The sequence below is a fragment of the Pseudarthrobacter sp. SSS035 genome, assembly GCF_023273875.1.
Classification (GTDB): domain Bacteria; phylum Actinomycetota; class Actinomycetes; order Actinomycetales; family Micrococcaceae; genus Arthrobacter.
Genome location: NZ_CP096882.1, coordinates 2,226,819 through 2,249,365, shown reverse-complemented (window position 1 = coordinate 2,249,365; position 22,547 = coordinate 2,226,819). Strand labels below are relative to the sequence as shown.

Sequence of the window (22,547 nt, the reverse complement as noted above, 5' to 3'; positions counted from 1 at the left end):
GCGTCCCGGGGCCGTCTAACTGCAGCCTGCCAGGATACCGGCGATCGCGTCCCGCTCGGCCTGGGTGACCCACAGGCTGTACTTGGCCTTCACGGCGGTCTGGCGGGCTGCGTATTCGCACCGGAACGCCTTGTTTGGCGGGAGCCATGTGGCCGCATCCTTGTCGCCCTTGGCGCTGTTGGTGGGCCCGTCGGCAGCCATGAGGTTCAGCGGATCGTTGGCCAGCTGCCTGCGCTGTTCGTCGCTGAGCTGCTGGGCGCCCTTCTGCCAGGCGTCGCTGAGGGCGATGAGGTGGTCGATCTGGACGGCGGAGCTGGTGGTGTTGCCGCGGACAAAGCTGATGGTTGTGCCGGTGTACTTGTCGGCCAGCGTACCGGTGGCAACGACGCAGTTTTGTGTACCGGGCTTGAACGTCTCACCTTCGAGGTCCCTGGCGAGGATGTCGTTCCGGGTGTCGCAGCCGTTTCGGTCGACGTCCGCCCACGCGGGGCCGAATTCCTCGCGGGTGTAGCCGGTCTTGGGTGCGCGCCCCTTCACCGGGATAGTCTCCAGCTGGGCGAGGGCCGTCGCCACGTCGGCTGGCCTCACGGATGATTCGCCGGAGTTGCCCGACGGCGGTGCTTCCCCGACCGCTTCGGCCACCTTGTTTGCGGCCTGCGTTGCGGCCTGGGCTTCGGCGTCACAACCGGTGAGGGCGCTGGCGAGAAGCAGCGTGGTGAACAGCGTCAGTGCTTTGGTGGCGGCGGAGCGGTTGATCGTTATGTCCTTCAGGAGTGCGGCGGAGGTGAACACGCTACTAGCGCGGGGCGTTCTGACCTGTCATGCCGGGTGTGGAGTCTGTCACCCTAAAATGTCGTACCCCCTGGACATGATGGAGGTATGGACAACACGGCAGCGGCAGAGATTCTGGAGACCATCGCGGCCTCTGCCCTGCAGATGGCCGGTGTGCTTCGTGGGACGGCCGTGGATCCAGTGGCCAGCCCGGCTGATTGCCCTTCAGCACCTGGGCCGTCCGCGATGTGTGGGGACTTGGCTCGCTGGCAGGCTGAGCTTTGCCTGACCGTCCTGTCGGGGACCGCGGGGATGGAAGCCATGTTCGCTGCCGTGAAGGTCCATGCCGCCAGCGGTTACGACGACGCCGCTCAGACCATCGCGGGCCCCATCACTTCCCCTCAGGAGCAGACCGCCCAGGACATGGGCATCGTGGCCGAGGTCGCCTGCGCCCTGACCGTCAGCGAACGCATGGGTGACGCGCTGCTGGGCGAAGCACACCGCCTGACCACCGCTCTGCCTTTGACGCTCGCCGCCTTGGAAGCAGGGACCATTTCGTGGCAGCACGCCCGGATCATGATTGACGAAACACACAACTTGGATCCCGCCGGCGCGGCCGCGTTGGAAGCGCATTTCCTGGACCCGGACGCGCCCAACCCGGCGAGGGGTGGCCCGGCCGGAGAAATGGTCCCGTCCCGGTTCCGTCACAAGGCCCGGACCTGGCGCGAACGCCACCACCCGGACAGCATCGAAAAACGCCACACCCGCAGCGCGGCGGACCGGCGGCTTGAGTACTCCCCTGACCGGGACGGCATGGCCTGGCTCTCCGCCTACCTCCCGGCCGATCAGGCCGCCGGGATCTGGGACCGCGCCACCACCGCCGCCCGCGCCCTGCAGGGCCCCACCGAGTCCAGGACCCTCACCCAACTCCGCGTCGACAGCGCCGCGGCGTGGCTTCTGGGCGGGCAGGCCGATCTGATCCCGTCACCCAGGGCCCAGGTCCTGGTCACCGTGCCGGTGTTTGCGCTGATGGGCCTGACCGATGAACCCGCGATGCTCGACGGGTACGGGCCCATCCCGCCGTCCATGGCGCGGAGCCTCGTCGCCGACGGCGCCGATTCGTTCCACCGCGTCCTGACCGATCCGCGCGACGGAGCATCGCTTGAAATCGGCCGTGACAGCTACCGGATCCCCAAAGCCATGCGCCAATGGCTCAGATTGCGGGATGGGAAGTGCCCGTTCCCCGGCTGCAGCAACCAGTCGCTGGACAACGAAGCCGACCACCTCCTCGCCTGGCAGCAGGGCGGGACCACCGGGATCAGCAATCTCGGTCAGCCTTGCCCCAAGCACCACCGGCTCAAACACACCACACCCTGGAAACCCGCCACGGCGAGTTCCAGCGAACCGCCCGGCTGGATTTCACCCACAGGCCGCCACTACGCCAGCGAACACCCGGACTGGGAACCACCCATCTGGCCAAACCAGATATTGAACCAACTCCCGCATAAGGAACCTGGCCCTGCCCTGCCCGAAAGCCATCTGCCGGCAGACCCAGACCCAGAGCCGGAGCGGAAATGGCTGCGCCGCCTCCAAGAAGCAGAGCCGGCACCTTTCCCATCCGTACCCGACTTCCTCTGGCTGACACAACAGCCTGGGGCCGGCGCGGCACCTCCAGCTAGGGACGGTGCGGCAGCTCCAGTCCCCTGCTCAAACACCGGCTGAGCCCTGCCACCGCAGCAGGGAAGCAGCTGCGGGAAAGCGATTTCCCGCATATGCTGTAGGGAATTCTGACTTCGCATCCACCTGGAGATTCCCGTGCGCACCGAAGCCACCGCTTCAGATTCAATCCGTGAACCTGCAGCATCCAGCGTCCCGCCACTCAGGGCTGATGCCTTCAGGACTCCCTACCGGGATCCAGTCTGGGACGGCCCCACGGATCCCGTCCTGGTGCCCGACCACCTGACCGGCGACTGGGTGCTTTTTTACACGCAGCGACGCGCCACGGAACCCGGGCTGACCGGCGTCGAGTGGGTCCACGGCACAGCCATTGGAGTGGCCCGCTCAGCCGACGGCGGACTCACTTGGGCGTATCAAGGAACCCTGGACGGACTGGTCCCGCCAGGAACTGAACTGCCCGCCACACTCTGGGCGCCCGACGTCGTCCGGATCGGCGATCAATGGATCATGTACCTGACGGTCCTCGGCGGCGTCCGTACGGACTGGACCGGTACCGCATCCATTGTCCAGCTCGCCAGCCGGGACCTGGTTACCTGGGAACACCTGGGACCCATCGATCTGGACTCCCCTCGCGTCATCGACGCCGCCGTCGCCGTTTGCGGGGATGGCCAATACCGGCTCTGGTACAAGGATGAATCCCGGGGATCAAACACGTACAGTGCGGTAAGCAGGACCCCGGCAGATCCGTCGTCGTGGGTTCTTGAAGGCCTGACCATCGCCGGGCGTCCGCACGAAGGACCCAAAGTCTTCAAGCTCGACGGGCAGTTCTGGATGATCGTGGACGAATGGCGCGGCCAGGCGATCTACCGGTCCGAGGACGCCTCAGGCGGCTGGACGCGGCAGGAGAATTCTGACGGGCTCATCCTGACGGCACCTGAAACAGCCGACGGCGGTCCGGTAGTAGGCCGGCACGCGGACGTGGTGCCACTGGAGGCCACGGCAGACGGTAAAGAACGGGCGCTCATCGTGTATTTCACGCACCCGCACTGGAACGGCGAGGATATCGACGGCATGACAGCGGACCCCAAGAGCCACCTCGGCCACATTCGGGCAGCAGTGCTGGAAGTGCAGGACGGCACCCTGCTCTGCTCACACAGCTAACCCGTCACACAGCTAACCCGCCGTGTGAAGGGCGGCGATGTCTCGACCGCCGCGAATGCACGGTCAAGAGGCAAATGCACGGTCAGGAAACTGCCGGCATGCCGTCAGATAAGACCCTGCGCGAGCATGGCGTCAGCCACCTTGACGAAGCCGCCGATGTTGGCGCCCAGCACGTAGTTGCCGGGGTCGCCGTATTCGTCGGCGGTTGACGCGCAGCGGTGGTGGATTCCCACCATGATCTCGGTGAGCCGCTGTTCCGTGTGCTCGAAGGACCAGGAATCGCGGCTGGCGTTCTGCTGCATCTCGAGCGCCGATGTCGCCACACCGCCTGCGTTGGCGGCCTTGCCGGGCCCGAACAGCACGCCGGCATCCTGGAACACCGAGACAGCGTCGCGGGTGGAGGGCATGTTGGCGCCTTCGCCGACCGCGACCAGGCCGTTGCGGACCAACCGCGCGGCAGCATCGCCGTCGAGCTCGTTCTGCGTGGCGCAGGGCAGCGCCACCGTTGCGTCGACATCCCACACCGATCCGGCTTCCACATAGGAAACGCCGGGGCGACGCACTGCATAATCCTTGAGGCGTCCGCGTTCAACTTCCTTGACCTCGCGGAGGAGCGCGACGTCGATTCCCGCCTCATCCACGATGTATCCGGAGGAGTCGGAGCAGGCCACCACGCTGGCACCGAGCGTCTGCGCCTTGGCAATGGCGTTGATGGCCACGTTGCCGGAACCCGACACCACCACGCGCTGCCCGTCGAAGGAGGACCCACGGGTTTTCAGCATCTCCTGGGTGAAGATGACGGTGCCAAAGCCGGTGGCTTCCGGCCGCACCAGGGAACCGCCCCAGGACATGCCCTTCCCGGTGAGGACGCCGGATTCGTAGCGGTTGGTGATGCGCTTGTACTGCCCGAAGAGGTAACCGATTTCACGGCCGCCGACGCCGATATCACCGGCCGGCACATCGGTGTACTCGCCGATGTGCCGGTAGAGCTCGGTCATGAACGACTGGCAGAACCGCATCACTTCTGCATCGCTGCGGCCGCGAGGGTCGAAGTCCGAGCCGCCCTTGCCGCCGCCGATGGGCATGCCGGTGAGGGCGTTCTTGAAGATCTGCTCGAAGCCCAGGAACTTCACAATGCCCAGGTAGACAGAGGGGTGGAAGCGCAGGCCGCCCTTGTAGGGGCCAAGGGCGGAATTGAATTCGACCCGGAAGCCACGGTTGATCTGCACGCGGCCGGAATCGTCGGTCCACGGGACGCGGAAGATGATCTGGCGTTCGGGCTCGCAGAGCCGCTCCAGGATGGCGGCTTCAAGCAACTCGGGGTGCCGGTCGTGGACGGGGCCAAGGCTCTCAAAGACCTCGGTCACTGCCTGGTGGAATTCAGCTTCACCTGGGTTCCGCGCCAGTACCGTATTCCGGATGGCCTCAAGCCGAGCGTCCACGCCGCCTCCTCTAGTTCAGCAGTTATTCCATGTCATGATAGCAAAATTTCATTTTGCGGAATCTAACGCGACGAGCGTCACACACCTCAACGGCTGACCGGCTGCCGGAGCCATGGCCTTGTGGGTGTCTGGCCCAGCCTGTCGTTGAAGTCCTGGGCTTCCCGGTAGTAGTCCAGCAGGCTCAACTGCGAAGCTGCTCCCGGGTCCAGGATGACAACTGCCCGGCGGTGTAGCTGGAGCACCGACGCGGGGCAGTGGGCGCTGACCGGACCTTCCACCATGGCCTGCACAGCGGCGGCCTTGTTCTCCCCCATTGCCACCAGCACTGCCAGTTTGGCTTCCCGGATGGTCCCGAGACCCTGCGTCAGGCACAGCCGCGGAACATCGCCGTCGGAAAAGAACCGCGCGTTGTCAGCCCGCGTGGCCCCGGCGAGCGTCTTCACCCTCGTGCGGGAAGCCAGTGACGACGTCGGCTCGTTGAAGCCTATGTGGCCATTGGCGCCGATGCCCAGGATCTGAATGTCCACACCCCCGCCGCCGGCAATGGCTGCGTCATAACGGTCAGCTTCGGCCACCAGGTCCGACGCGTCCCCCTGCGGGGTAAAGAGCCGTTCCAGGGGCAGGTCCACCTGGTCAACGAACTCCCGCCGGATGGTGGAGTAGTACGACTGGCCGTGTTCCGGCGGCAGGCCCGCGTATTCGTCCAGCGTGAAGCCGGTGACCTGGCTGAAGCTGAGTTGCTCCTCGCGGTGCCGCCGGATGAGCTCCTGGTAGGTGGATCGTGGGGAGCCGCCGGTGGCCAGCCCCAGCACGGCAGGACCCTGGCGGACCCTGGCCTCGATGATGTCGGCCGCCCGGGCTCCTACGTGATCGGCGGAGTCACACAGAACTATCTGCACGGTCATTCCTTTCCTGCGTTTGTGGTGTGCCGGCGCGGTAGGCCTGCACGAGTTCAAGTTCTTCGGTGGTCACCAGCACGTCCGCCCGGAAACCCTGGGCAATGGCTCCCACCCGGTTGGGGCCAGGCCGATCCAGGCCCATCAGCCGCGCCGGAGTGGAGGATGCCGCGACGACGGCATCGGCCAGGGGAACGCCCCACTCAACGCAGCGGCGGACGTTCTCCAGCAGGTGGCTCGTCGCGCCGGCGATCGCCCCGGGACCGGCGTCCGGACCGGCGTCGGCAGTTCCGGCCAAGCGCGCCACGCGGTCCTGGACCAGCACGTCCAGGCTGCCGAGAGTGTAATGGCCGTCGGGCATGCCCGCCGCTGCCATCGCATCCGTAATGAGCGCAATGGAGCGGGGTCCCACCAGCCCGAAGACCATCCGGACGATCTCCGGGTCCAGGTGCACGCCGTCGGCAATCAGTTCCAGCACCATCTGCCCGGGCGACCGCTCGGCCGCCTGCAGCAGGACCGCGATGGGTCCGGGCGTGCGGTGGCCCAGCGGGGGCATCCGGTTGAACAGGTGCGTGGCCGACCACGGGCCGCTAACCCCACCGTTTGCGCCGCCCAGGGCTTCCCGGGTGCGGGAAGCCGTAGCGGCGGTGTGGCCAAGGGAAGGCACGACGCCGTGATCCCGGCAGAGCTGCACCAGCTCGGCAAAGTGCGGGGTTTCGGGGGCAAGAGTCATTGACCGCACGGCCCCTCGTCCCGCCTCAAGCCACTGCTGCAGGAGCGCCGGGTCTCCGTCGATGATGGCTGCCGGGTCCTGGGCCCCACACATGCTTGTGGTGATGAACGGCCCTTCCAGGTGCAGGCCGGCCAGGGTGCCGTCCTGCACCAGGTCCCGCAGCACCTCGATCTGTTCCTGCAGTACCTGCGACGGCGCCGAGACCAGCGAGGCGAGTACCGACGTCGTGCCCTGCGCTGCATGGTGGCCGGCAGCCAAGCGCGCGCCGTCCGCATCCGCGGAGAAAGTGTGCCCCACGGCACCGTGGCAGTGCACGTCCACGAGTCCGGGCAGGATGAGCGGCACTTGCCGTAGGTCGGCGTCGAAACCTTCCGGCAGGTCCGACGTCGGGCCGCACCACACGACGTTCCCTCCGGCCATCACCACGGTGCCGTCGTCGATCACCGCATCACCGGGGAGTCCGGTGACGAGGCGGCCCCGCAGCCCCACCGCGCCGCCGGCCCCGCCGGCCCGGGCCGACGAAGGCTCAGCTGGCATCGGCTTTGGCCATTGAGCCGTTCTCGTCGTTTTCATCTTCGCGGCCCATGGTGCGCAGGTTCCAGCGACGGATCACAAAGCGGAACACGACGTAGTACACGGCGGCGTAGCCCAGCCCGATGGGGATCAGCCACAGCGGATTCTGTGCGATGCCGAAGTTCAGGACGTAGTCGATCGCTCCTGCTGAGAATCCGAACCCGTGATGGATGCCGAGGAAGTTGACCAGCATCATGGACGTCCCGGTCAGGAAGGCATGGACGACGTACAGCGGCCAGGCCACAAACATGAACGAGAATTCCAGCGGTTCGGTGATCCCGGTGAGGAAGGCCGTGAGACCCGTGGAGAGCATGATGCCGCCCACGATCTTCTTCTGCGACGGCTTGGCTTCCTGCCAGATGGCAAGGGCGGCCGCGGGCAGGGCGAACATCATGATGGGGAAGAATCCGGTCATAAAGACGCCTGCGGTGGGGTCCCCGGCGAAGAACCGGTTCAGGTCGCCGTGGGCACCGTCATAGTCTCCGATGATGAACCAGACGATGGAGTTCAGGATGTGGTGCAGGCCCAGCGGAATGAGCAGCCGGTTGAGGACGCCATAGACCCCGCTGCCCACCACGGTGTTTTCCGCAACCGTGTTGCCCACGGCGGTCAGTCCGTTGTTGAACAGCGGATACAGGAGCGCCATGGCCACGCCGATCACGATCGCGGCGAAGGACGTCAGGATGGGCACCAGGCGGCGGCCGGCGAAGAAGCCCAGCCAGTCCGGCAGGGTGGTGCGGTGGAAGCGCTGCCAAAGCAGCGCCGTCGTCAGGCCCATCACAATGCCGGCCAGCACGCCGTAATTGATGACGGGGTCCTTGCCGCCCTCCGGGGCGGCTCCCAGCACCAGCGGGGCCATGACCTTGAAGACGTTGGTCAGGACCAGGTATCCGACGACGGCGGCGAGGGCCGTGGAACCGTCACCCTTTTTGGCGAAACCGAAGGAGATGCCGACGGCGAAGAGCAGCGGCAGGTTCTCGAACAGGGCACCGCCGGCGGCGCCGATGACCTGGGCGACGGTGGTCAGGTTTTCGAAGCTGCCCAGCAGGTCGTCCTGGCCCAAGCGGAGCAGGAGGGCCGCCGCGGGGAGGGCCGCGATGGGCAGCATCAGGCTTCGGCCGAAGCGCTGCATGTTCTGCAGGGCCTTGCCGCTGCCCTTGGTCTTGCCCGGGGCCGGGTCGGCCAGCGGGCCGGCCCCGGCGGAAGCTGATGGGTTTTCCGTGGTCATAATGTTCCTCGTCTCGAAGAGGGTGGTGCTTGTGCGGGGATGCTTGATTCAGTAGAGTCTAGCTAACTGGTTATAACCAGTGACAACCATCACTGTGAAGGGCGCCGACCTCAGTTGTCAACCTCAAGCCGTAAAAAAGCTTCCGGACCCGGCGTCATTCACCGCGAAACGAACTCAGGAGTGGACATGTCCAAAGCAGAAATCATCCTCGCCGCCCTTGGCGGCGCCGATAACGTCGAAGAAATCGAAGGGTGCATCACACGCCTTCGCACCGAAGTGGTGGACTCTTCCCGGGTTGACGAGGCCGCCCTCAAGGCCGCCGGCGCCCACGGCGTCATGATGTCCGGCACGGTGGTCCAGGTGGTTGTGGGCCCGGAAGCCGAAAGCCTCGCCGAAGACATCCAGGACCTGATGTGAGCAGCCCTGACGTGGGCACGCCTGACGTGGGCACGGAAGCGCCGGCCCAGGTCATCAGCGTTGTTTCCCCCCTGCCGGGCCGGCTCATTCCCATGAACGAGGTGCCGGACCCCGTGTTCGCCAAGGGGCTTGTAGGTGGCGGCGCCGCCGTAATTCCCGACGACGACGCCGGCGTCCTCACCGCCGTCGCACCGCTGGACGGCCGGGTCATCAAGGTCATGCCGCACGCCTACATCGTCCAGCACGCGTCCGGGCCCGCAGTGCTGGTCCACGTCGGCATCGACACCGTCGGCCTGAAGGGCGAGGGCTTCACCGTGCTCGCGCAGAAGGGGGACCAGGTCCGGGCCGGCGACCCCATGATCACCGTGGACGTCACCTTGGTCCGTTCAAAGGACCTGAGCATGTGCAGTCCCGTGGTGGTCCTGGACAGCGCGGCGGACGCCATCGAACCTCCGGCCTCGGGTGGCCGCGTGGAAGCAGGCGGCCACCTGTTCAAAATTCCCGGAAAATAGGAGACATGGATACGGCAGGGGAACTAAAACACGTCTGGGTCCGCAGGCAGCTCCAGGATCTCGTGGCCACCACAATGCGGCCCGGGGATGCCCTGCTGGGTGAGCGGCAGCTGGAGGAGCAGTTCGGCGTCTCCCGCATCACAGTGCGCCGTGCCATTTCGGACCTGGTCCAGGACGGCGCGCTGGTGCGGATCAAGGGGAAGGGCACGTTCGTCTCCCATGGGCTGGTGCGTTCCACCCTGCACCTGGCCTCGTTCAACGAGGACATGCGGGCAGCCGGATTCGAACCCAGCACACGGGTCATCAACGCCTCCACGGCAGTGCCGCCGGCGGCGGCCGCCGATCACCTCGGGCTGGCGCCCGGGGAAGCTGCCTTTCGCGTCCGCAGGCTGCGGCTCGCGAACGGCGCGCCCGTCAGTGTGGACGAATCGTGGCTGCCGCCCGCGCTGGTCCCCGGGCTGCTCTCGGAAGACCTGACGGGGTCCCTTTACCGGGCCCTCGGCGCCGCGGGGCACCCGGTGCAGCATGCGGAACAGACCGTCGAGGCCGCCGCCGCCCCTGACGAGACCGCCGCGCTGCTGGACATCGAACCGGGGGCACCTGTCCTACTCTTCCGGCGCCGTTCGTTCACCGGCGAGGAGGATCCTGGCACGCCCATCGAATACGCCGTCTCAACGTACCGCTCCGACCGGTATCAGGTGTCCATGCGGCTGGGCGTGGGCTAAGCCAAGACTGCTGCGCCGCACCAATGCCTCTGGCTCGGTGTCATCCCGCCTCTGATTCCCCGACTGAGTAGCGCTATCAGTCGTTTTGAACCCTCAAAACGACTGATAGCGCTACTTAGTTGGGTGGGCAGGCACCTGACGTGAAACCATACGGACCATGGCCCAGAAGATTGCGTACCAGGGTGAGCCCGGCGCCAACTCCAATATCGCGTGCATGCAGATGTTCCCCCAGCTGGACAGCGTTCCCTGCGCCAGCTTCGAGGACGCCTTCGAGCTGGTCTCCAGCGGCGAGGCGGAGCTGGCGATGATTCCGATTGAGAACTCGATCGCTGGCAGGGTGGCGGACATCCACATCCTGCTCCCCCAGTCGCACCTGCAGATCGTGGGCGAGTTCTTCCTGCCCATCCACTTTGACCTGCTGGGCATTCCGGGCAGCACCATCGATGCCGCCACGGAGGTCCACAGCCACATCCACGCCCTGGGCCAGTGCCGCCGCCTGATCCGCGAAGCCGGGCTGCGTCCGGTCATTGCCGGGGATACCGCCGGTTCCGCCCGGGAAGTCCGGGAGTGGAACGACCCCACCAAACTGTCCCTCGCTCCCCCGCTCGCGGCCGAGATCTACGGCCTCGAGGTGCTGGCGTCGCGGGTCGAGGATGACCCGTCCAACACCACCCGTTTTGTGGTTCTGGCGCGGGAGAAGGAACTGCCCACCCGGGAAGAACTGCCCGGACCGGCGGTGACCAGCTTTGTATTCCGCGTCCGGAACGTCCCATCGGCGCTGTTCAAGGCCCTGGGCGGGTTCGCGACGAACGGCGTGAACATGACCCGGCTGGAGAGCTACATGGTGGGGGACGAATTCGCCGCCACGATGTTCATGGTGGACGTCGAAGGACACCCCGAGGACCAGCCGTTGCGCCTGGCCCTTGAGGAATTGGATTTCTTCACCACCGAAGTCCGCATCCTGGGCGTCTATCCCGCTGCCGATTTCCGGACCGCACAGACTGTCAACGCCTGACCCCGGGTCAGCGAATCAGGCCGATCGATGCCCCGCCGGTCAGGCCTGCGTGGGCAGCTCCTGCGTCTCATGGAGCAGGAGGAGCGGGGCGAAAAACGCGGCGAGTTCCGCCGTCGCGTCCAATGGCAGGACGTTGGCCACGTACTGGTCCGGCCGCACCACCACCACCACGCCGCCGCGGTCCAGGCCGCGGAGCTCGAAGATGTCAGCTGAGGGATCGGTAGCGTAGACCTTCTCGTAGTCCGTCAGCTGAAACGGCCCCACTGACGGCTTGAACGCCGCCGGAACCGCACCGATATCAACGTTTGTGTGGTCCTGCTGGTAGATGACCTTCACATCGAACCATGCGTCCCAGTCAGCGCCCGACGGCGTAGCGGCCAGCGGCGATTCCGGCGAGTTCGCGATCCACTCGGCGAAGCCGGAGACGGACGACGGCGGCGACGCCGTCTGGGGTGCCGCCGCGTCGGCGAAGACGTAGATGCGCCACCGGCCGTCCGCTGTGGCGTGGTGGCCGAGATGCATCGGGTTGCCGTCGCATACCCGCACCACGGGCGCGGACTTGAACCGTTTGCCGATGGGGAAGCCGGCGGACACGTGCTGGTGCACCGGTTCTGCGGTAATCATGGACGGCGGGTACTGGGTCATGAAGCCCGCGGGGAACTCGGCGGTACTGACGTAGAAGTCCTCAAGCTCGGAGGGGTTCGCAAACTCCTCCGGCTTCTTCGCCATCATGGTGGACCACTCTTTGTCGAAGTCGATCAGGTTCTTCGCCACCACCTGGCGCTCGGCCGAGTACGTGGCCAGCAGGCTTGCCGGGCTCCGGCCCTCGAGCACATGCCCGAGCTTCCAGCCGAGGTTGAAGCCGTCCTGCAGCGAGACGTTCATGCCCTGGCCGGCCTTGGCGCTGTGCGTGTGGCAGGCATCGCCGGTGATGAACACGCGGGGTGTGCGCGTCCCGCGCTGGTCCGGCAGGACGTCGTCGAACCTGTCCGTGAGGCGGTGGGCGACCTCATACACGCTGTGCCAGGCGACGTTGCGGACGTCCAGGGTGTAGGGGTGCAGGATGGTGTTCGCGTGGCTGATGATCTGCTCGATGGTGGTGCTGCGCACGGCCCCGTGATCCTCCGGCGCGACCTCGCCGAGGTCAACGTACATGCGGAAGAGGTGCCCGCCTTCGCGCGGGATCAGCAGGATACTGCCGCCCGCACCGGACTGGATGGCGCATTTTGTGCGGATGTCGGGGAAGTCGGTGACCGCGAGGACGTCCATGACTCCCCACGCGTGATGGGCCTGGTCGCCGGCCATGGTGCAGCCGATCGATTCGCGCACCTTGCTGCGTGCGCCGTCCGCGCCGACGACGTACTTGGCCCGGACCACCCGGGTCTTGCCCTCGTCAGGTCCTGAAGTGTGGACGAGCCTCACGGTGACGGGGTACTCGCCCTCGCCGACGTCGAGGCTGCGGAACTCATAGCCGTAGTCGGGCGACATCCGCGCTGGCGCGTTGGCCATGTACTCGGCGAAGTAGTCCAGCACACGGGCCTGGTTGACGATCAGGTGCGGGAACTCGCTGATGCCCGTGGGGTCGTCCGGCGTGCGGGCGGCGCGGGCGATCCGGGAATGGTCGGCGGGGTCCGGCTTCCAGAACGCCATTTCGGTGATGCGGTACGCCTCGGCGATGATGCGCTCCGCGAACCCGAACGCCTGAAAGGTTTCGACGCTGCGGGCCTGGATGCCGTCCGCCTGGCCGATGACGAGCCGCCCGGGGCGGCGCTCCACGATGCGCGTGGTGACGCCGGGGAACCGGGAGAGCTGGGCCGCGGTGAGCATGCCCGCAGGACCGGTGCCCACGATGAGCACGTCCACTTCGTCGGGAAGTTCGCCAGGCCGGTCCAGGCCGACGCCGGATGCTGGCTGGACCCGCGGGTCACCGGATACGTAACCGTGGTGGTGGAACTGCACGGGCTTTCCTCACTTCGTTGTGTGGCTGGCACTTTCGAGTTCGATAATAGAACTCTGCGTTCCATATACGAATCATGCCCTGAAGTGGAATTCTACGCGGCCGTGATGCATGCCACAACCGGCCCCTTAGGCCGTATGCCCGGGTCGCCGGAGTCCTACCCCATCGCCGGCGCTACCGACGTTCCCGAGCTGAACTGGCGGCGGGCCCAGCGGGCGAGTTTTTTGCCCTTGCCCTTCCACCAGTTGTCTTCGTCCTTGTCGTGGTGCAGACGGAAGATGATTGCCACCATCACGAACATCGACATGCCAACGTCCATCCAGGACCAGGCCAGCGCGTCGATCAGCACGCTCATGCCGGCGGCGATGATGGACGGAACGGCCAGCGTCCGGAAGACCGTGCTGGCCACGTAGCGCCGGTGCGACCTCGGCACGGACAGCGCCCGCACCATGTCAAAGCACACGCACACCACCACGACGGCCTGACCGACGGCAAGCAGGATCAGCCCAACACTGGACCCTGCGAACATAACGACTGAAGAACCAAACACGAGAAACCCCCAGAGGCTCGAACCCTGCGCTGCGAGACCCAGCTGCAGTTCCATTCAAGCCAGTGGGGGTGGTCCGGTCACGAGTAGTGGGTACTCTAATTTCCCAGCTGTTAGTTTCCCAGTGCCCTGGGCCGCCAGACCACGACGGCCTGGGACCGCGCGCGGGGGCGCTGGCCGCGGGCCAGGCTCACCACGTCGCCGGCCGCACCGGCTGCGAAGATCCGCGAATCGAGGGGATCACGACGGCGGCCCAGCTCCTCGGTCAGCTCGCTCACCCTGCGCTGCAGGGCGGCCACCTGGTTCTCGAGCTCAAGGATCCGTTTAATGCCTTCGAGCGAGACGCCCTCGTGGGACAGCCGCTGGACTTCGCGCAGCATGTTGATGTCCCGCTGCGAATAGCGGCGAGACTTCCCCGGCGCCCGGCTGGGCGACACAATGCCCAGCCGGTCATACTGCCGGAGCGTCTGCGGGTGCATATCCGCAAGTTCAGCCGCGACGGAGATCACGAAGATCGGCTGGTCAGCGCTGATGTCCACGGTCTGCTCCGTTGCTTACAGCCGGGCCTTGGCGGCCAGGCCTTCACGGACATCGGCGTCGGCGGTGGCTTCGGCAAAGGCCTTCACGGCCGCTTCGGCTTCCGTGTTCAGGTTCTTCGGCACCGCGACGTCGATGGTCACCAGGAGATCCCCGGTGACCTTGGAGGTCTTCACGCCGTGGCCTTTGACCCGGAGCGTACGCCCCGAAGGCGTGCCGGCCGGAACACGGACCTTGACGGTCTCGCCGTCGATGGTGGGGACCTGGATGTCGGCGCCCAAGGCAGCTTCCGGGAAGGTGACCGGGACATGGATGCGGAGGTTGTCGCCGTCGCGCGTGTAAAACTCGTGCGGCTTGACGGACACGGCCACCATGAGGTCGCCGTTGCCGGCGGGCCCTGGCTGTCCTTTGCCTCGGACGCGCACTTTCTGGCCGTCCCTGATGCCGGCGGGAACCCGGACGTCAATGACGTCACCGCTGGGTTCGCGCAGGCCGATGGTGGTGCCGCGGATGGACCCGGAGAAGGAAATGCTGGTGGTAGCCGTACGGTCGGCACCCTTCTGCGGCGGGCGCTGGAAGCCGGTCTGGCCGCCGAAGCCGCCGCCGCCGCCAAACAGGTCAGCAAACTCGGGCGGGATGCCACCCGACGTGTTGAACCCGCCGGGCTGACGCCGCGCGCCTCCGGTGAACAGGCCGCCGAACATGTCCTCGAAGCCACCGTTACCGGCACCGGCACCGGCACCACCGGGGGCAAAGCGGGCGCCGCCGCCCATGGCCCGGATGGCGTCATACTGCTGGCGCTCGTCCGGATCCGACAGCACTGAATAGGCCTCGGAGATGTCCTTGAACTTCTTCTCCGACGCAGCGTCCCCCGAGTTGGTGTCCGGGTGGTGCTGGCGGGCAAGTTTCCGGTAGGCCTTTTTGATGTCGGCGTCGGAAGCGTCCTTGGCGATACCAAGGATCGCGTAAAAGTCCTTGTCCACCCAATCCTGGCTAGCCAATGGCGTTTCCTTTCAAATCTCTGTGCCGAGATGGCAGTTCGCGGCAATGTTCTTGCGAATCACTGCCGCGAACTGCCATCTCGATGGGGTAATGCTAGGCCGGAACTGCGACGATGACCTGTGCTGCGCGGAGGACGCGTTCGCCTGACCGGTAGCCGGAGCGGAGGACCTGGCTGACGGTGTCAACCTCGATGTCCTCGCCCGGCTGCTGGATGAGGGCCTCGTGGATCGTGGGATCGAACTCCACTCCGGTCTCATCAATGCGGACCAGGCCGTACGTCTTCAGCGCGTTCTCCAGCTTGGTGGCGATCGCGGCGAACGGGCCATCGGTCAGGTCACCGTGCTGGCGGGCTGCATCGACGTCGTCCAGTACCGGCAGCAGGGAGTTCAGGACGCCGATAACGGCCATCTCCCCTGCCACGGCCCGGTCGCGCTCAACGCGCTTGCGGTAGTTGACGTATTCAGCCTGGAGGCGGAGGAGATCGTTCTTCAGCTCGGCAGCCTCAGCGTGTCCTGCACCCTGTGCCACCGATTCCTCGGCCGGCACCTCGATGCCGTTCAGGATTTCCTCGGCCTGGGCGAGTGCATCGCCGTCGCTGTCAACAGGCTCGCCCACTAGGGGCTCGCCAACCGGAGACCCGCCCGCCGGCGCGTCAGCGGGCTGCTCGCCCTCCGGGTGCCGGGCCTTCCCTGTCACCGGATCAACCTTGCGGTTGTCCCGGATGACCGGCTCCTGGTTCGCGGATGAGTTGTGCTCTTCCTCGTTACCGTGGTGCGGCATGGCTACTTCTTCGCTTCGTCTTCGTCGATGATCTCGGCGTCGACGATGTCCTCATCAGCAGCCTTGTCACCGGAGGAGGCTCCACCAGCGGCGCCTTCGGCACCTGCGGCACCCGTGGCACCGTCCGGCGAACCGGCCTGTGCGTAGATGGCCTCGCCGAGCTTCGACTGGGAAGCCTGGAGCTTCTCGAACGCGGTCTTCACGGCTGCGTCATCGGTGCCTTCGAGGGCCTTCTTGAGCGCGTCGACGTCGGCCTTGACCTCGGTCTTGACCTCTTCGGGCAGCTTGTCGGCGTTGTCGGCGATCAACTTGTCCACGGAGTAGGCGAGCTGCTCGGCAGTGTTTCGGGTGTCGGTCGCCTCACGGCGGGCCTTATCCTCAGCTGCGTGCTCCTCGGCGTCCTTGACCATGCGCTCAATGTCTTCCTTGGAGAGCGCGGTGCCACCGGTGATGGTCATGGACTGTTCCTTGCCGGTGCCCTTGTCCTTCGCGGAGACGTGGACGATGCCGTTGGCGTCGATGTCGAAGGTGACCTCGACCTGCGGGACGCCGCGCGGAGCCGGCGCGATGCCGGTCAGCTCGAACGTGCCCAGCGGCTTGTTGTCCCGGGTGAACTCGCGCTCGCCCTGGAAGACCTGGATCGCCACGGACGGCTGGTTGTCATCGGCCGTGGTGAAGGTCTCGGACCGCTTGGTGGGGATGGCGGTGTTGCGCTCGATCAGGTGCGTCATCACACCACCCTTGGTTTCGATGCCCAGGGACAGCGGGGTGACGTCGATCAGCAGGACGTCCTTGCGCTCGCCCTTCAGAACGCCGGCCTGGAGTGCTGCGCCAACGGCTACAACTTCATCCGGGTTGACGCCCTTGTTCGGCTCCTTGCCACCGGCAAGTTCCTTGACCAGGTCGTAGACAGCGGGCATACGGGTGGATCCGCCAACGAGGACGATGTGGTCGATCTCGGAAAGCTTGATGCCGGCTTCCTTGATGACGTCGTGGAACGGCTTCTTGGTGCGCTCGAGGAGGTCCTTGGTGAGGTCCTGGAACTTGGCGCGGGTCAGCTGCTCGTCCAGGTGGACCGGGCCGTCGGGGGTGACGGAGAGGTACTGGAGCGAAACGTTGGTGCTGCTGGAAGAAGAGAGTTCCTTCTTGGCCTGCTCGGCAGCTTCACGGAGGCGCTGCAGGGCGATCTTGTCCTTGGACAGGTCGATGCCCTTGACCTTGAGCTGGTTCAGCAGGAAGTCAACAACGCGCTGGTCCCAGTCGTCGCCGCCGAGGTGGTTTTCGCCCGCGGTGGAGCGGACCTGGATGGTGGAGAAGTTGTCTTCGTCCTTGCCAACCTCGAGCAGGGAGACGTCAAACGTTCCGCCGCCGAGGTCGAAGACCAGGATGAGTTCGTCTTCCTTGCCCTTGTCCAGGCCGTAGGCCAGTGCAGCCGCGGTGGGCTCGTTGACAATGCGGAGGACCTTGAGTCCCGCGATTTCGCCGGCTTCCTTGGTGGCCTGGCGCTCGGCGTCGTTGAAGTAGGCCGGGACGGTGATAACAGCGTCGGTGACCTTTTCGCCCAGGTAGGACTCGGCGTCGTTCTTCAGCTTCATCAGGATACGGGCGGAGATTTCCTGCGGGGTGTACTTCTTGTCGTCAATGCCAACGCCCCAGTCGGTGCCCATATGGCGCTTGACGGAGGCGATGGTGCGATCGATGTTGTTGACGGCCTGGCGCTTGGCGATCTCGCCAACCAGGACTTCGCCGGACTTGGAGAATGCAACGACGGACGGCGTGGTGCGGCCGCCCTCGGCGTTGGCAATAACGGTGGGCTCGCCACCTTCGAGAACGGAGACGACGGAGTTGGTGGTTCCGAGGTCGATACCTACTGCACGTGACATGTGTTGCTTCCTTCTTTCCTTGGAAACTTGCTGGCGCTCGTGTTGAGCGTTCTGCACTCAACTTTACTCAGGGCGCAAGCGATGTCAATCCAAAGTTGAGCGTAGTACGCTCAACTTTGGATTTTTGGGTCACGGCACTCTCAATCGAACCCCCGGAATCCCGGGGGTTTCAGGCGAGAAATCCGCTTCCCTGGCAGTAGTTCGCTGTGCGTGAACGGCCGCTACGAGTTCTTGTCCTCGTCCACTTCCACCTCGCGCGCGCCGTCAACAGAGCCGGCGTCGCCGTAGTCGCCTTCGGGATAGTTGCCCTCCTCGGGCTGGTTCTCCGCGCCGCCCACCACGCCGGCCTCGCCGTAGTCGCCTTCCTCATACTGGCCACCTTCACCCTCCAGCCCGGGTTCGGTGCTGCCTTTGCGGCGGTCTTCTTCAGGTGCGGTGTTCTCAGTCATGATGCGATCTCTCCTTTGAGTTTCCGCGTCCATCCGGGCGCATTTGGAGTCTACCCAGCCGGAGGCGGGCTAAACAGGGGTGGCGGCAGACTTCGGGGCGTCCTGCGGGTTTCTGTCAGGCACGAGCCCGGCCACCCCCGCGAGGACGGCGAGGTGGTGTTCAAAGAGCTCGTCCCGGGCACGGAACGTGTCCGCTCCGTATTGGCCAAAAACCTCAAAACTCACGGCCCCGAAGAGCGACGTCCATACGAGGGCGCCGTTCGCCTGGAGCACGTCCGGCATGGCCAGCCCGAGTTCGCTGCGGATCGCTTCCAGATCGGCAGACAAGGCAGAAGGTACGACGGCGGTGCGCGCCGACGTCGCGGTCAGCGCACCTGCCCGGTAGGCGGCGTCGAGAATGCCGATCAGGCGGTAGATCACGCGCGTTCCCGGGGTTGTGGTCTGGCTCGAGGGGGCCTGGTAGCCGGGGACCGGACTCCCGAAAAGCAGGCCGTAGCGCGCCGGCTCCCGTAGCGCCCAGGTCCTGACAGACCGGCCGAGCGCCTTGAACCTGCCATCAAAGTCACGCTCCGGCACCGCGTTCACCGCGGCATCCACGGCGTCGCCGAGCTCGCTGTAGGCGTCCACCAGAAGCAGCGTGAGTAGCTCGTCGCGGCTGGCCACGTAGCGGTAGACCGCGGAGGAGACCACGCCAAGATCCCTTGCCACGGCGCGGAGGGACAGGGCGGCCGCGCCGTGCGTTGCCAGGTGCTCCCTGCCCAGCCTGACGATGTCAGCAATGGTCTGGGCCCGGGCGCGCTCCCGCGGTGTCCGAAGGGTGGTTTCCGCGTCCGCGGCAGGGTCATTCATCGGTCCAGCATCGCATAAAGCAGAGCAGTGTCAACAATTGAGAGCACCGCTCTTGACAGCTGCGGGCTGGAGGTGCACGCTACTGGGAGAGCGGTGCTCTCAATAACGAATCCTAAAGGGGAAGCCATGAACGATGTATTTGTAGTAACGGGCGCGGGGCCTGTGGGCTGGACGGTCGCAGGACAGCTCGCCAACCAGGGGAAAACCGTCAGGATCCTCACCCGTTCCGGCAGCGGCCCCGAGCATCCGCTGGTGGGGCGGGTCAAGGCCGACGTCCAGGATGCCGCCCAAGTGCGGGAGGCCTTCGCGGGCGCCACCGCAGTCTTCCACTGCATCCACGGCTCCTCCTACACCGTGGACGCGTGGCAAGCAGAACTGCCCCGGGCCGAGCAAACGGTGCTGGCCGCAGCGGGCGAGGCGGGCGCCGTCGTCGTCTTCCCCGAAAGCCTTTACTCGTACAGCGAGCCTGAACGCCCCATGGTCGAGGCGGGTCCGCGGACTGCCGAGGGCGGCAAGCGGGGCGTCCGCACCGCGCTGCTCAAGGCGCGGGACGCCTCCCCCGTCAACACTGTCAGCGTGGTTGCCGGCGATTTCTTTGGCCCACGGGTGCGAATCTCACATGGCGGCGAGCGTGTGGTCCCCACAGTGCTGGCCGGCAAGAAATTGTGGGTCATAGGAGGCACAGACCAGCCCCATTCGTTCACGTACGTCCCGGACCTGGCCGCGGCGATGATCCATGCCGCGAAGACGCCCTCGCTGTGGAACAAGGTGTGGCACGCCCCCACGGGTCCGGCAGTCACGCAGCGGCAGCTGGCCACAGCGTTCACCGAGGCCGGCGGAGTACAGCCGCCGAAGATAGGGGCCATACCCGGCTGGGCGCTCCGTGCCATGGGTGTGTTCTCGAAAGACTTCCGCGAAGTTGCGGAACTGCTCTACCAGTTCGAGCAGCCGTTTGTGATGGACTCCGCGGCCAGCCAGGCCGCGTTTGGGCTCCGCCCGACGCCCCTGCCCGAGGCGGCCGCGGCCACGGCGGCCTGGTGGCGCGCGCAGGGCTGAGGGAACCCCGGCCGGACAGGGCTCCAGTCCTACCGGCGGCCAGCGTCCTCTGCGGATTCCAGATCGGCGCCCAATGCGCTGGCATCCAGCGCGCCAGCATCCCGCCGCCCCGCCACTTCCAGCGCCGCAACATCCAGCTCCGGCCTGCCGAGCTTGCCGGGCCACCAGATGCGCGGGCCGATGTCGTGCGCCAGTGCGGGGACCAGCAGCGAGCGGACCAGCACGGTGTCCAGCAGGACGCCGAAGGCCACAATGAAGGCGAGCTGCACCAGGAACATGATGGGAATGACGCCCAGGGCGGCGAATGTGGCAGCCAGCACCACGCCGGCCGAGGTGATCACTCCGCCGGTCACTCCGAGTCCGCGCAGGATGCCCGGCCGGGTCCCGTGCTTCAGGGATTCCTCCCGGACGCGGCTCATCAGGAAGATGTTGTAATCCACGCCCAGGGCCACCAGGAACACAAACCCGAACAACGGGACGGTGGCGTCGGCACCCGGGAAGCCGAGGATGTGGTTGAAGACCAGCGCCGAGACGCCCATGGCCGCCCCGTAGGACAGCACCACCGAAAGCACCAACAGGACCGGCGCCAGGACTGATCGCAGCAGCAACATCAGGATGAGCAGGATGACCGCCAGCACAATGGGGATGATGATCACCAGGTCGCGCTGGGCGGTGGTGTTGGTGTCCAGCGCCGTGGCGGTCACGCCGCCAACCAGCGCGCCGGCGTCGACCGTTTTTACCTCGTCGCGCAGCGCCTTGACGGCATCCTCCGCCTCGATGGAATCCGCGGCGTAGTTGAGCGTGGCGTTGATCAGCACCTTGCCGTCGTGGACGTCCGGCACGCTGGTAGTCCCGGGGGCGCCGGTGATCGGCACACCGCCTTCAGCCAGGAGGTAGGCGTCGCCCACGCCGTCGGCCGCTTTGACCTTTGCCAGCACTTCATCGGCTTTACTTTCGTCCGCGATGACGACGGCGGGGCTGCCGCTGCCGGCGTCGAAATGTCGGGCCAGCGCGTCCTGGCCGTCCACCGCATTGGACGCGGTGAGGATGACGTCGGTCTGCGGCACGCCGTTGGCCTTTAGCTGCAGCACCCCGGCCGAAGCGACCAGCAAAAGGAGGACCGACGTGACCCAGACCGTTCGCGGGCGGCGGGAGACCAGCGAACCCGTGGCCCGCCAGACGCCTTTCTGCCCTTCCAGGCCGGTGACCAGCTCGGGCTCACGCTCGCCTGCCGGAACCAGCTTGGGGCGGAACGGCCAGAACGCAGCCCGGCCCGAAAGCGCCATCAGCGCAGGCAACAGCGTCAGCGCGGCGAAGAGCGAGCAGAGGATGCCAGCGGCCGCCACTGGACCAAGCGCCTTGTTGGAGTTCAGGTCGGAGAACAGGAGGCAGAGCAGGGCAATGATGACGGTGGCACCGGAGGCCAGGATGGGTTCGAACGAAGCTTTCCACGCTGTGAGCACGGCTTCGGTCCGGTTGCGCGTGTGGGTCAGGGCCTCGCGGAACCGCGCCACGTACAGCAGGGCATAGTCCGTGGCCGCGCCGATCACCAGGATGGACAGGATGCCCTGGCTTTGGCCGCTCAGCTGGATCCAGCCGAGCTTTGCCATGCCGAACACCAGCAGGATGGCGGCGCAAAGCGCAAAAACCGAGGTGAGCAGGACGGCGATGGGGAGCAGGAGTGAACGGTAGACGATCAGCAGGATCAGGAAGACCGCGCCGAGCGCCACCAGCAGCAGGATGCCGTCAATGCCGGCGAAGGCGCTGACCAGGTCTGCCGTCAGTCCCGCGGGGCCGGTGACGAAGGCCTGCATGCCCGCGGGGACGGAATCCGCCAGGAAGTCCCGCAACTCCTGGACGGATTCCTTGAGCTGGTCGGAGGACCCGATCGGGGCAATGAACTGTACCGCTTTCCCGTCCTCGGACGGGATGGGGCCGATCACCGCGCTGCCCGGCTCCAGGCCCTCTAGCCCAGCCTTCAGGGATGCCAGATCGCCAAGCTCCGTGGGGCTGATGGCGGCGTCGTTTTCGATGACGATGACCGCCGGCACTTCGTCTGAATCGCGGAACTTTGCCTGCCAGTCCTGGGCCGCGGTGGCCTCGGCGCTCGCCGGCAAGAACGAGGCCTGGTCGTTCGAGGAGACCTCGTCGAGCCGGCCGAACGTGGGGCCGCCCACCCCGGCAATGGCCAGCCACGTGAGAACCAGCAGAACGGGAAGGAGCCAGCGCAGCCAGAACGGAACCCTCGCGCTGTGTAGGGGACTTGATTTCATGATTCCTGCTTCGCTCGGGTGGCCGCGGTACACTTGATTCCATCCTAGAGTATCTCCACCATGG

21 protein-coding genes are annotated in these 22,547 nt (G+C 66.1%); 7 read left to right on the top strand and 14 right to left on the bottom strand.

Going from position 1 to position 22,547, the window contains the following annotated elements; translation table 11 throughout:
• Window positions 1–15: 15 nt before the first annotated feature.
• Window positions 16–792, bottom strand: a complete 777-nt coding sequence (locus MUN23_RS10320) for an HNH endonuclease family protein (RefSeq protein WP_248763716.1) — start codon at window positions 790–792, stop codon at window positions 16–18.
• A gap of 87 nt (window positions 793–879) precedes the next feature.
• Between MUN23_RS10320 and MUN23_RS10315 the strand changes: the two genes are divergently transcribed.
• Window positions 880–2,493, top strand: coding sequence for an HNH endonuclease signature motif containing protein (locus MUN23_RS10315; protein ID WP_248763714.1), 1,614 nt, complete (start codon window positions 880–882; stop codon window positions 2,491–2,493).
• Window positions 2,494–2,586: 93 nt separating this feature from the next.
• Window positions 2,587–3,609, top strand: a complete 1,023-nt coding sequence (locus MUN23_RS10310) for a glycoside hydrolase (protein ID WP_248763713.1) — start codon at window positions 2,587–2,589, stop codon at window positions 3,607–3,609.
• A 104-nt stretch (window positions 3,610–3,713) separates the two neighbouring features.
• Here MUN23_RS10310 and gdhA read toward each other — a convergent pair whose 3' ends face one another.
• The 4 genes from gdhA to MUN23_RS10290 form a co-directional block, all read right to left on the bottom strand.
• Window positions 3,714–5,051, bottom strand: a complete 1,338-nt coding sequence (gene gdhA, locus MUN23_RS10305; RefSeq protein ID WP_104063221.1) for an NADP-specific glutamate dehydrogenase — start codon at window positions 5,049–5,051, stop codon at window positions 3,714–3,716.
• 86 nt (window positions 5,052–5,137) lie between these two features.
• Window positions 5,138–5,950: a glucosamine-6-phosphate deaminase gene (gene nagB, locus MUN23_RS10300; protein WP_248763712.1), complete on the bottom strand. Its 813-nt coding sequence runs from the start codon at window positions 5,948–5,950 to the stop codon at window positions 5,138–5,140.
• Window positions 5,931–7,217, bottom strand: coding sequence for an N-acetylglucosamine-6-phosphate deacetylase (locus tag MUN23_RS10295; RefSeq protein WP_248763711.1), 1,287 nt, complete (start codon window positions 7,215–7,217; stop codon window positions 5,931–5,933). The genes nagB and MUN23_RS10295 overlap by 20 nt, the downstream gene beginning before the upstream one ends.
• Window positions 7,207–8,481: a PTS transporter subunit EIIC gene (locus MUN23_RS10290; RefSeq protein WP_248763709.1), complete on the bottom strand. Its 1,275-nt coding sequence runs from the start codon at window positions 8,479–8,481 to the stop codon at window positions 7,207–7,209. The genes MUN23_RS10295 and MUN23_RS10290 overlap by 11 nt, the downstream gene beginning before the upstream one ends.
• 186 nt (window positions 8,482–8,667) lie before the next feature.
• Between MUN23_RS10290 and MUN23_RS10285 the strand changes: the two genes are divergently transcribed.
• The 4 genes from MUN23_RS10285 (at window position 8,668) to MUN23_RS10270 (ending at window position 11,150) form a co-directional block, all read left to right on the top strand.
• Complete coding sequence (locus tag MUN23_RS10285; protein WP_058930899.1) at window positions 8,668–8,898, top strand: glucose PTS transporter subunit EIIB; 231 nt, start codon at window positions 8,668–8,670, stop codon at window positions 8,896–8,898.
• Window positions 8,895–9,410: a PTS glucose transporter subunit IIA gene (locus MUN23_RS10280; RefSeq protein ID WP_248763708.1), complete on the top strand. Its 516-nt coding sequence runs from the start codon at window positions 8,895–8,897 to the stop codon at window positions 9,408–9,410. Before MUN23_RS10285 ends, MUN23_RS10280 begins: the two co-directional genes overlap by 4 nt.
• A gap of 5 nt (window positions 9,411–9,415) precedes the next feature.
• Window positions 9,416–10,135, top strand: coding sequence for a GntR family transcriptional regulator (locus MUN23_RS10275; RefSeq protein ID WP_248763706.1), 720 nt, complete (start codon window positions 9,416–9,418; stop codon window positions 10,133–10,135).
• Window positions 10,136–10,292: 157 nt separating this feature from the next.
• Window positions 10,293–11,150 (top strand): prephenate dehydratase, encoded by an 858-nt coding sequence (locus tag MUN23_RS10270; protein WP_248763704.1) that lies wholly within the window; start codon window positions 10,293–10,295, stop codon window positions 11,148–11,150.
• Between the two features lie 39 nt (window positions 11,151–11,189).
• On the opposite strand, the gene MUN23_RS10265 is transcribed toward MUN23_RS10270, so the two are convergent.
• From MUN23_RS10265 to MUN23_RS10230, 8 genes are all read right to left on the bottom strand, one after another.
• Complete coding sequence (locus MUN23_RS10265; RefSeq protein WP_248763703.1) at window positions 11,190–13,109, bottom strand: FAD-binding monooxygenase; 1,920 nt, start codon at window positions 13,107–13,109, stop codon at window positions 11,190–11,192.
• A 155-nt stretch (window positions 13,110–13,264) separates the two neighbouring features.
• Window positions 13,265–13,711 carry a hypothetical protein gene (locus tag MUN23_RS10260; protein ID WP_248763701.1) on the bottom strand — a complete coding sequence of 149 codons (447 nt, stop codon included), beginning with the start codon at window positions 13,709–13,711 and terminating at the stop codon, window positions 13,265–13,267.
• A gap of 56 nt (window positions 13,712–13,767) precedes the next feature.
• Entirely contained in the window at window positions 13,768–14,193 is a 426-nt protein-coding gene (locus tag MUN23_RS10255; RefSeq protein WP_256468729.1) for a heat shock protein transcriptional repressor HspR, read from the bottom strand.
• Between the two features lie 15 nt (window positions 14,194–14,208).
• Window positions 14,209–15,192 carry a DnaJ C-terminal domain-containing protein gene (locus MUN23_RS10250; protein ID WP_248763699.1) on the bottom strand — a complete coding sequence of 328 codons (984 nt, stop codon included), beginning with the start codon at window positions 15,190–15,192 and terminating at the stop codon, window positions 14,209–14,211.
• A 94-nt stretch (window positions 15,193–15,286) separates the two neighbouring features.
• Window positions 15,287–15,973: a nucleotide exchange factor GrpE gene (locus tag MUN23_RS10245; RefSeq protein ID WP_248763698.1), complete on the bottom strand. Its 687-nt coding sequence runs from the start codon at window positions 15,971–15,973 to the stop codon at window positions 15,287–15,289.
• A gap of 2 nt (window positions 15,974–15,975) precedes the next feature.
• On the bottom strand, window positions 15,976–17,856 hold the full coding sequence (gene dnaK, locus MUN23_RS10240; protein WP_248763697.1) for a molecular chaperone DnaK: 1,881 nt from the start codon (window positions 17,854–17,856) through the stop codon (window positions 15,976–15,978).
• Between the two features lie 221 nt (window positions 17,857–18,077).
• Window positions 18,078–18,305, bottom strand: coding sequence for a hypothetical protein (locus MUN23_RS10235; RefSeq protein WP_248763694.1), 228 nt, complete (start codon window positions 18,303–18,305; stop codon window positions 18,078–18,080).
• A 69-nt stretch (window positions 18,306–18,374) separates the two neighbouring features.
• Complete coding sequence (locus tag MUN23_RS10230; protein WP_248763693.1) at window positions 18,375–19,154, bottom strand: TetR/AcrR family transcriptional regulator; 780 nt, start codon at window positions 19,152–19,154, stop codon at window positions 18,375–18,377.
• 126 nt (window positions 19,155–19,280) lie between these two features.
• On the opposite strand from MUN23_RS10230, the gene MUN23_RS10225 reads away from it, so the two are divergent.
• Window positions 19,281–20,210 carry an NAD-dependent epimerase/dehydratase family protein gene (locus tag MUN23_RS10225; protein WP_248763691.1) on the top strand — a complete coding sequence of 310 codons (930 nt, stop codon included), beginning with the start codon at window positions 19,281–19,283 and terminating at the stop codon, window positions 20,208–20,210.
• A 29-nt stretch (window positions 20,211–20,239) separates the two neighbouring features.
• Here the strand turns inward: MUN23_RS10225 and MUN23_RS10220 are convergent, their stop codons facing one another.
• Window positions 20,240–22,483 carry an efflux RND transporter permease subunit gene (locus MUN23_RS10220; RefSeq protein WP_248763690.1) on the bottom strand — a complete coding sequence of 748 codons (2,244 nt, stop codon included), beginning with the start codon at window positions 22,481–22,483 and terminating at the stop codon, window positions 20,240–20,242.
• Between the last annotated feature and the right edge of the window lie 64 nt (window positions 22,484–22,547).

Coding starts and splice junctions, on each gene's coding strand:
- MUN23_RS10270 (WP_248763704.1), top strand. CDS start 10,293: ATGGCCCAGAAGATTGCGTACCAGGGTGAGCCCGGCGCCAACTCCAAT.
- MUN23_RS10295 (WP_248763711.1), bottom strand. CDS start 7,217: ATGCCAGCTGAGCCTTCGTCGGCCCGGGCCGGCGGGGCCGGCGGCGCG.
- MUN23_RS10290 (WP_248763709.1), bottom strand. CDS start 8,481: ATGACCACGGAAAACCCATCAGCTTCCGCCGGGGCCGGCCCGCTGGCC.
- MUN23_RS10245 (WP_248763698.1), bottom strand. CDS start 15,973: ATGCCGCACCACGGTAACGAGGAAGAGCACAACTCATCCGCGAACCAG.
- MUN23_RS10235 (WP_248763694.1), bottom strand. CDS start 18,305: ATGACTGAGAACACCGCACCTGAAGAAGACCGCCGCAAAGGCAGCACC.
- MUN23_RS10225 (WP_248763691.1), top strand. CDS start 19,281: ATGAACGATGTATTTGTAGTAACGGGCGCGGGGCCTGTGGGCTGGACG.
- MUN23_RS10230 (WP_248763693.1), bottom strand. CDS start 19,154: ATGAATGACCCTGCCGCGGACGCGGAAACCACCCTTCGGACACCGCGG.
- MUN23_RS10260 (WP_248763701.1), bottom strand. CDS start 13,711: ATGGAACTGCAGCTGGGTCTCGCAGCGCAGGGTTCGAGCCTCTGGGGG.
- MUN23_RS10220 (WP_248763690.1), bottom strand. CDS start 22,483: ATGAAATCAAGTCCCCTACACAGCGCGAGGGTTCCGTTCTGGCTGCGC.
- MUN23_RS10315 (WP_248763714.1), top strand. CDS start 880: ATGGACAACACGGCAGCGGCAGAGATTCTGGAGACCATCGCGGCCTCT.
- dnaK (WP_248763697.1), bottom strand. CDS start 17,856: ATGTCACGTGCAGTAGGTATCGACCTCGGAACCACCAACTCCGTCGTC.
- MUN23_RS10275 (WP_248763706.1), top strand. CDS start 9,416: ATGGATACGGCAGGGGAACTAAAACACGTCTGGGTCCGCAGGCAGCTC.
- MUN23_RS10285 (WP_058930899.1), top strand. CDS start 8,668: ATGTCCAAAGCAGAAATCATCCTCGCCGCCCTTGGCGGCGCCGATAAC.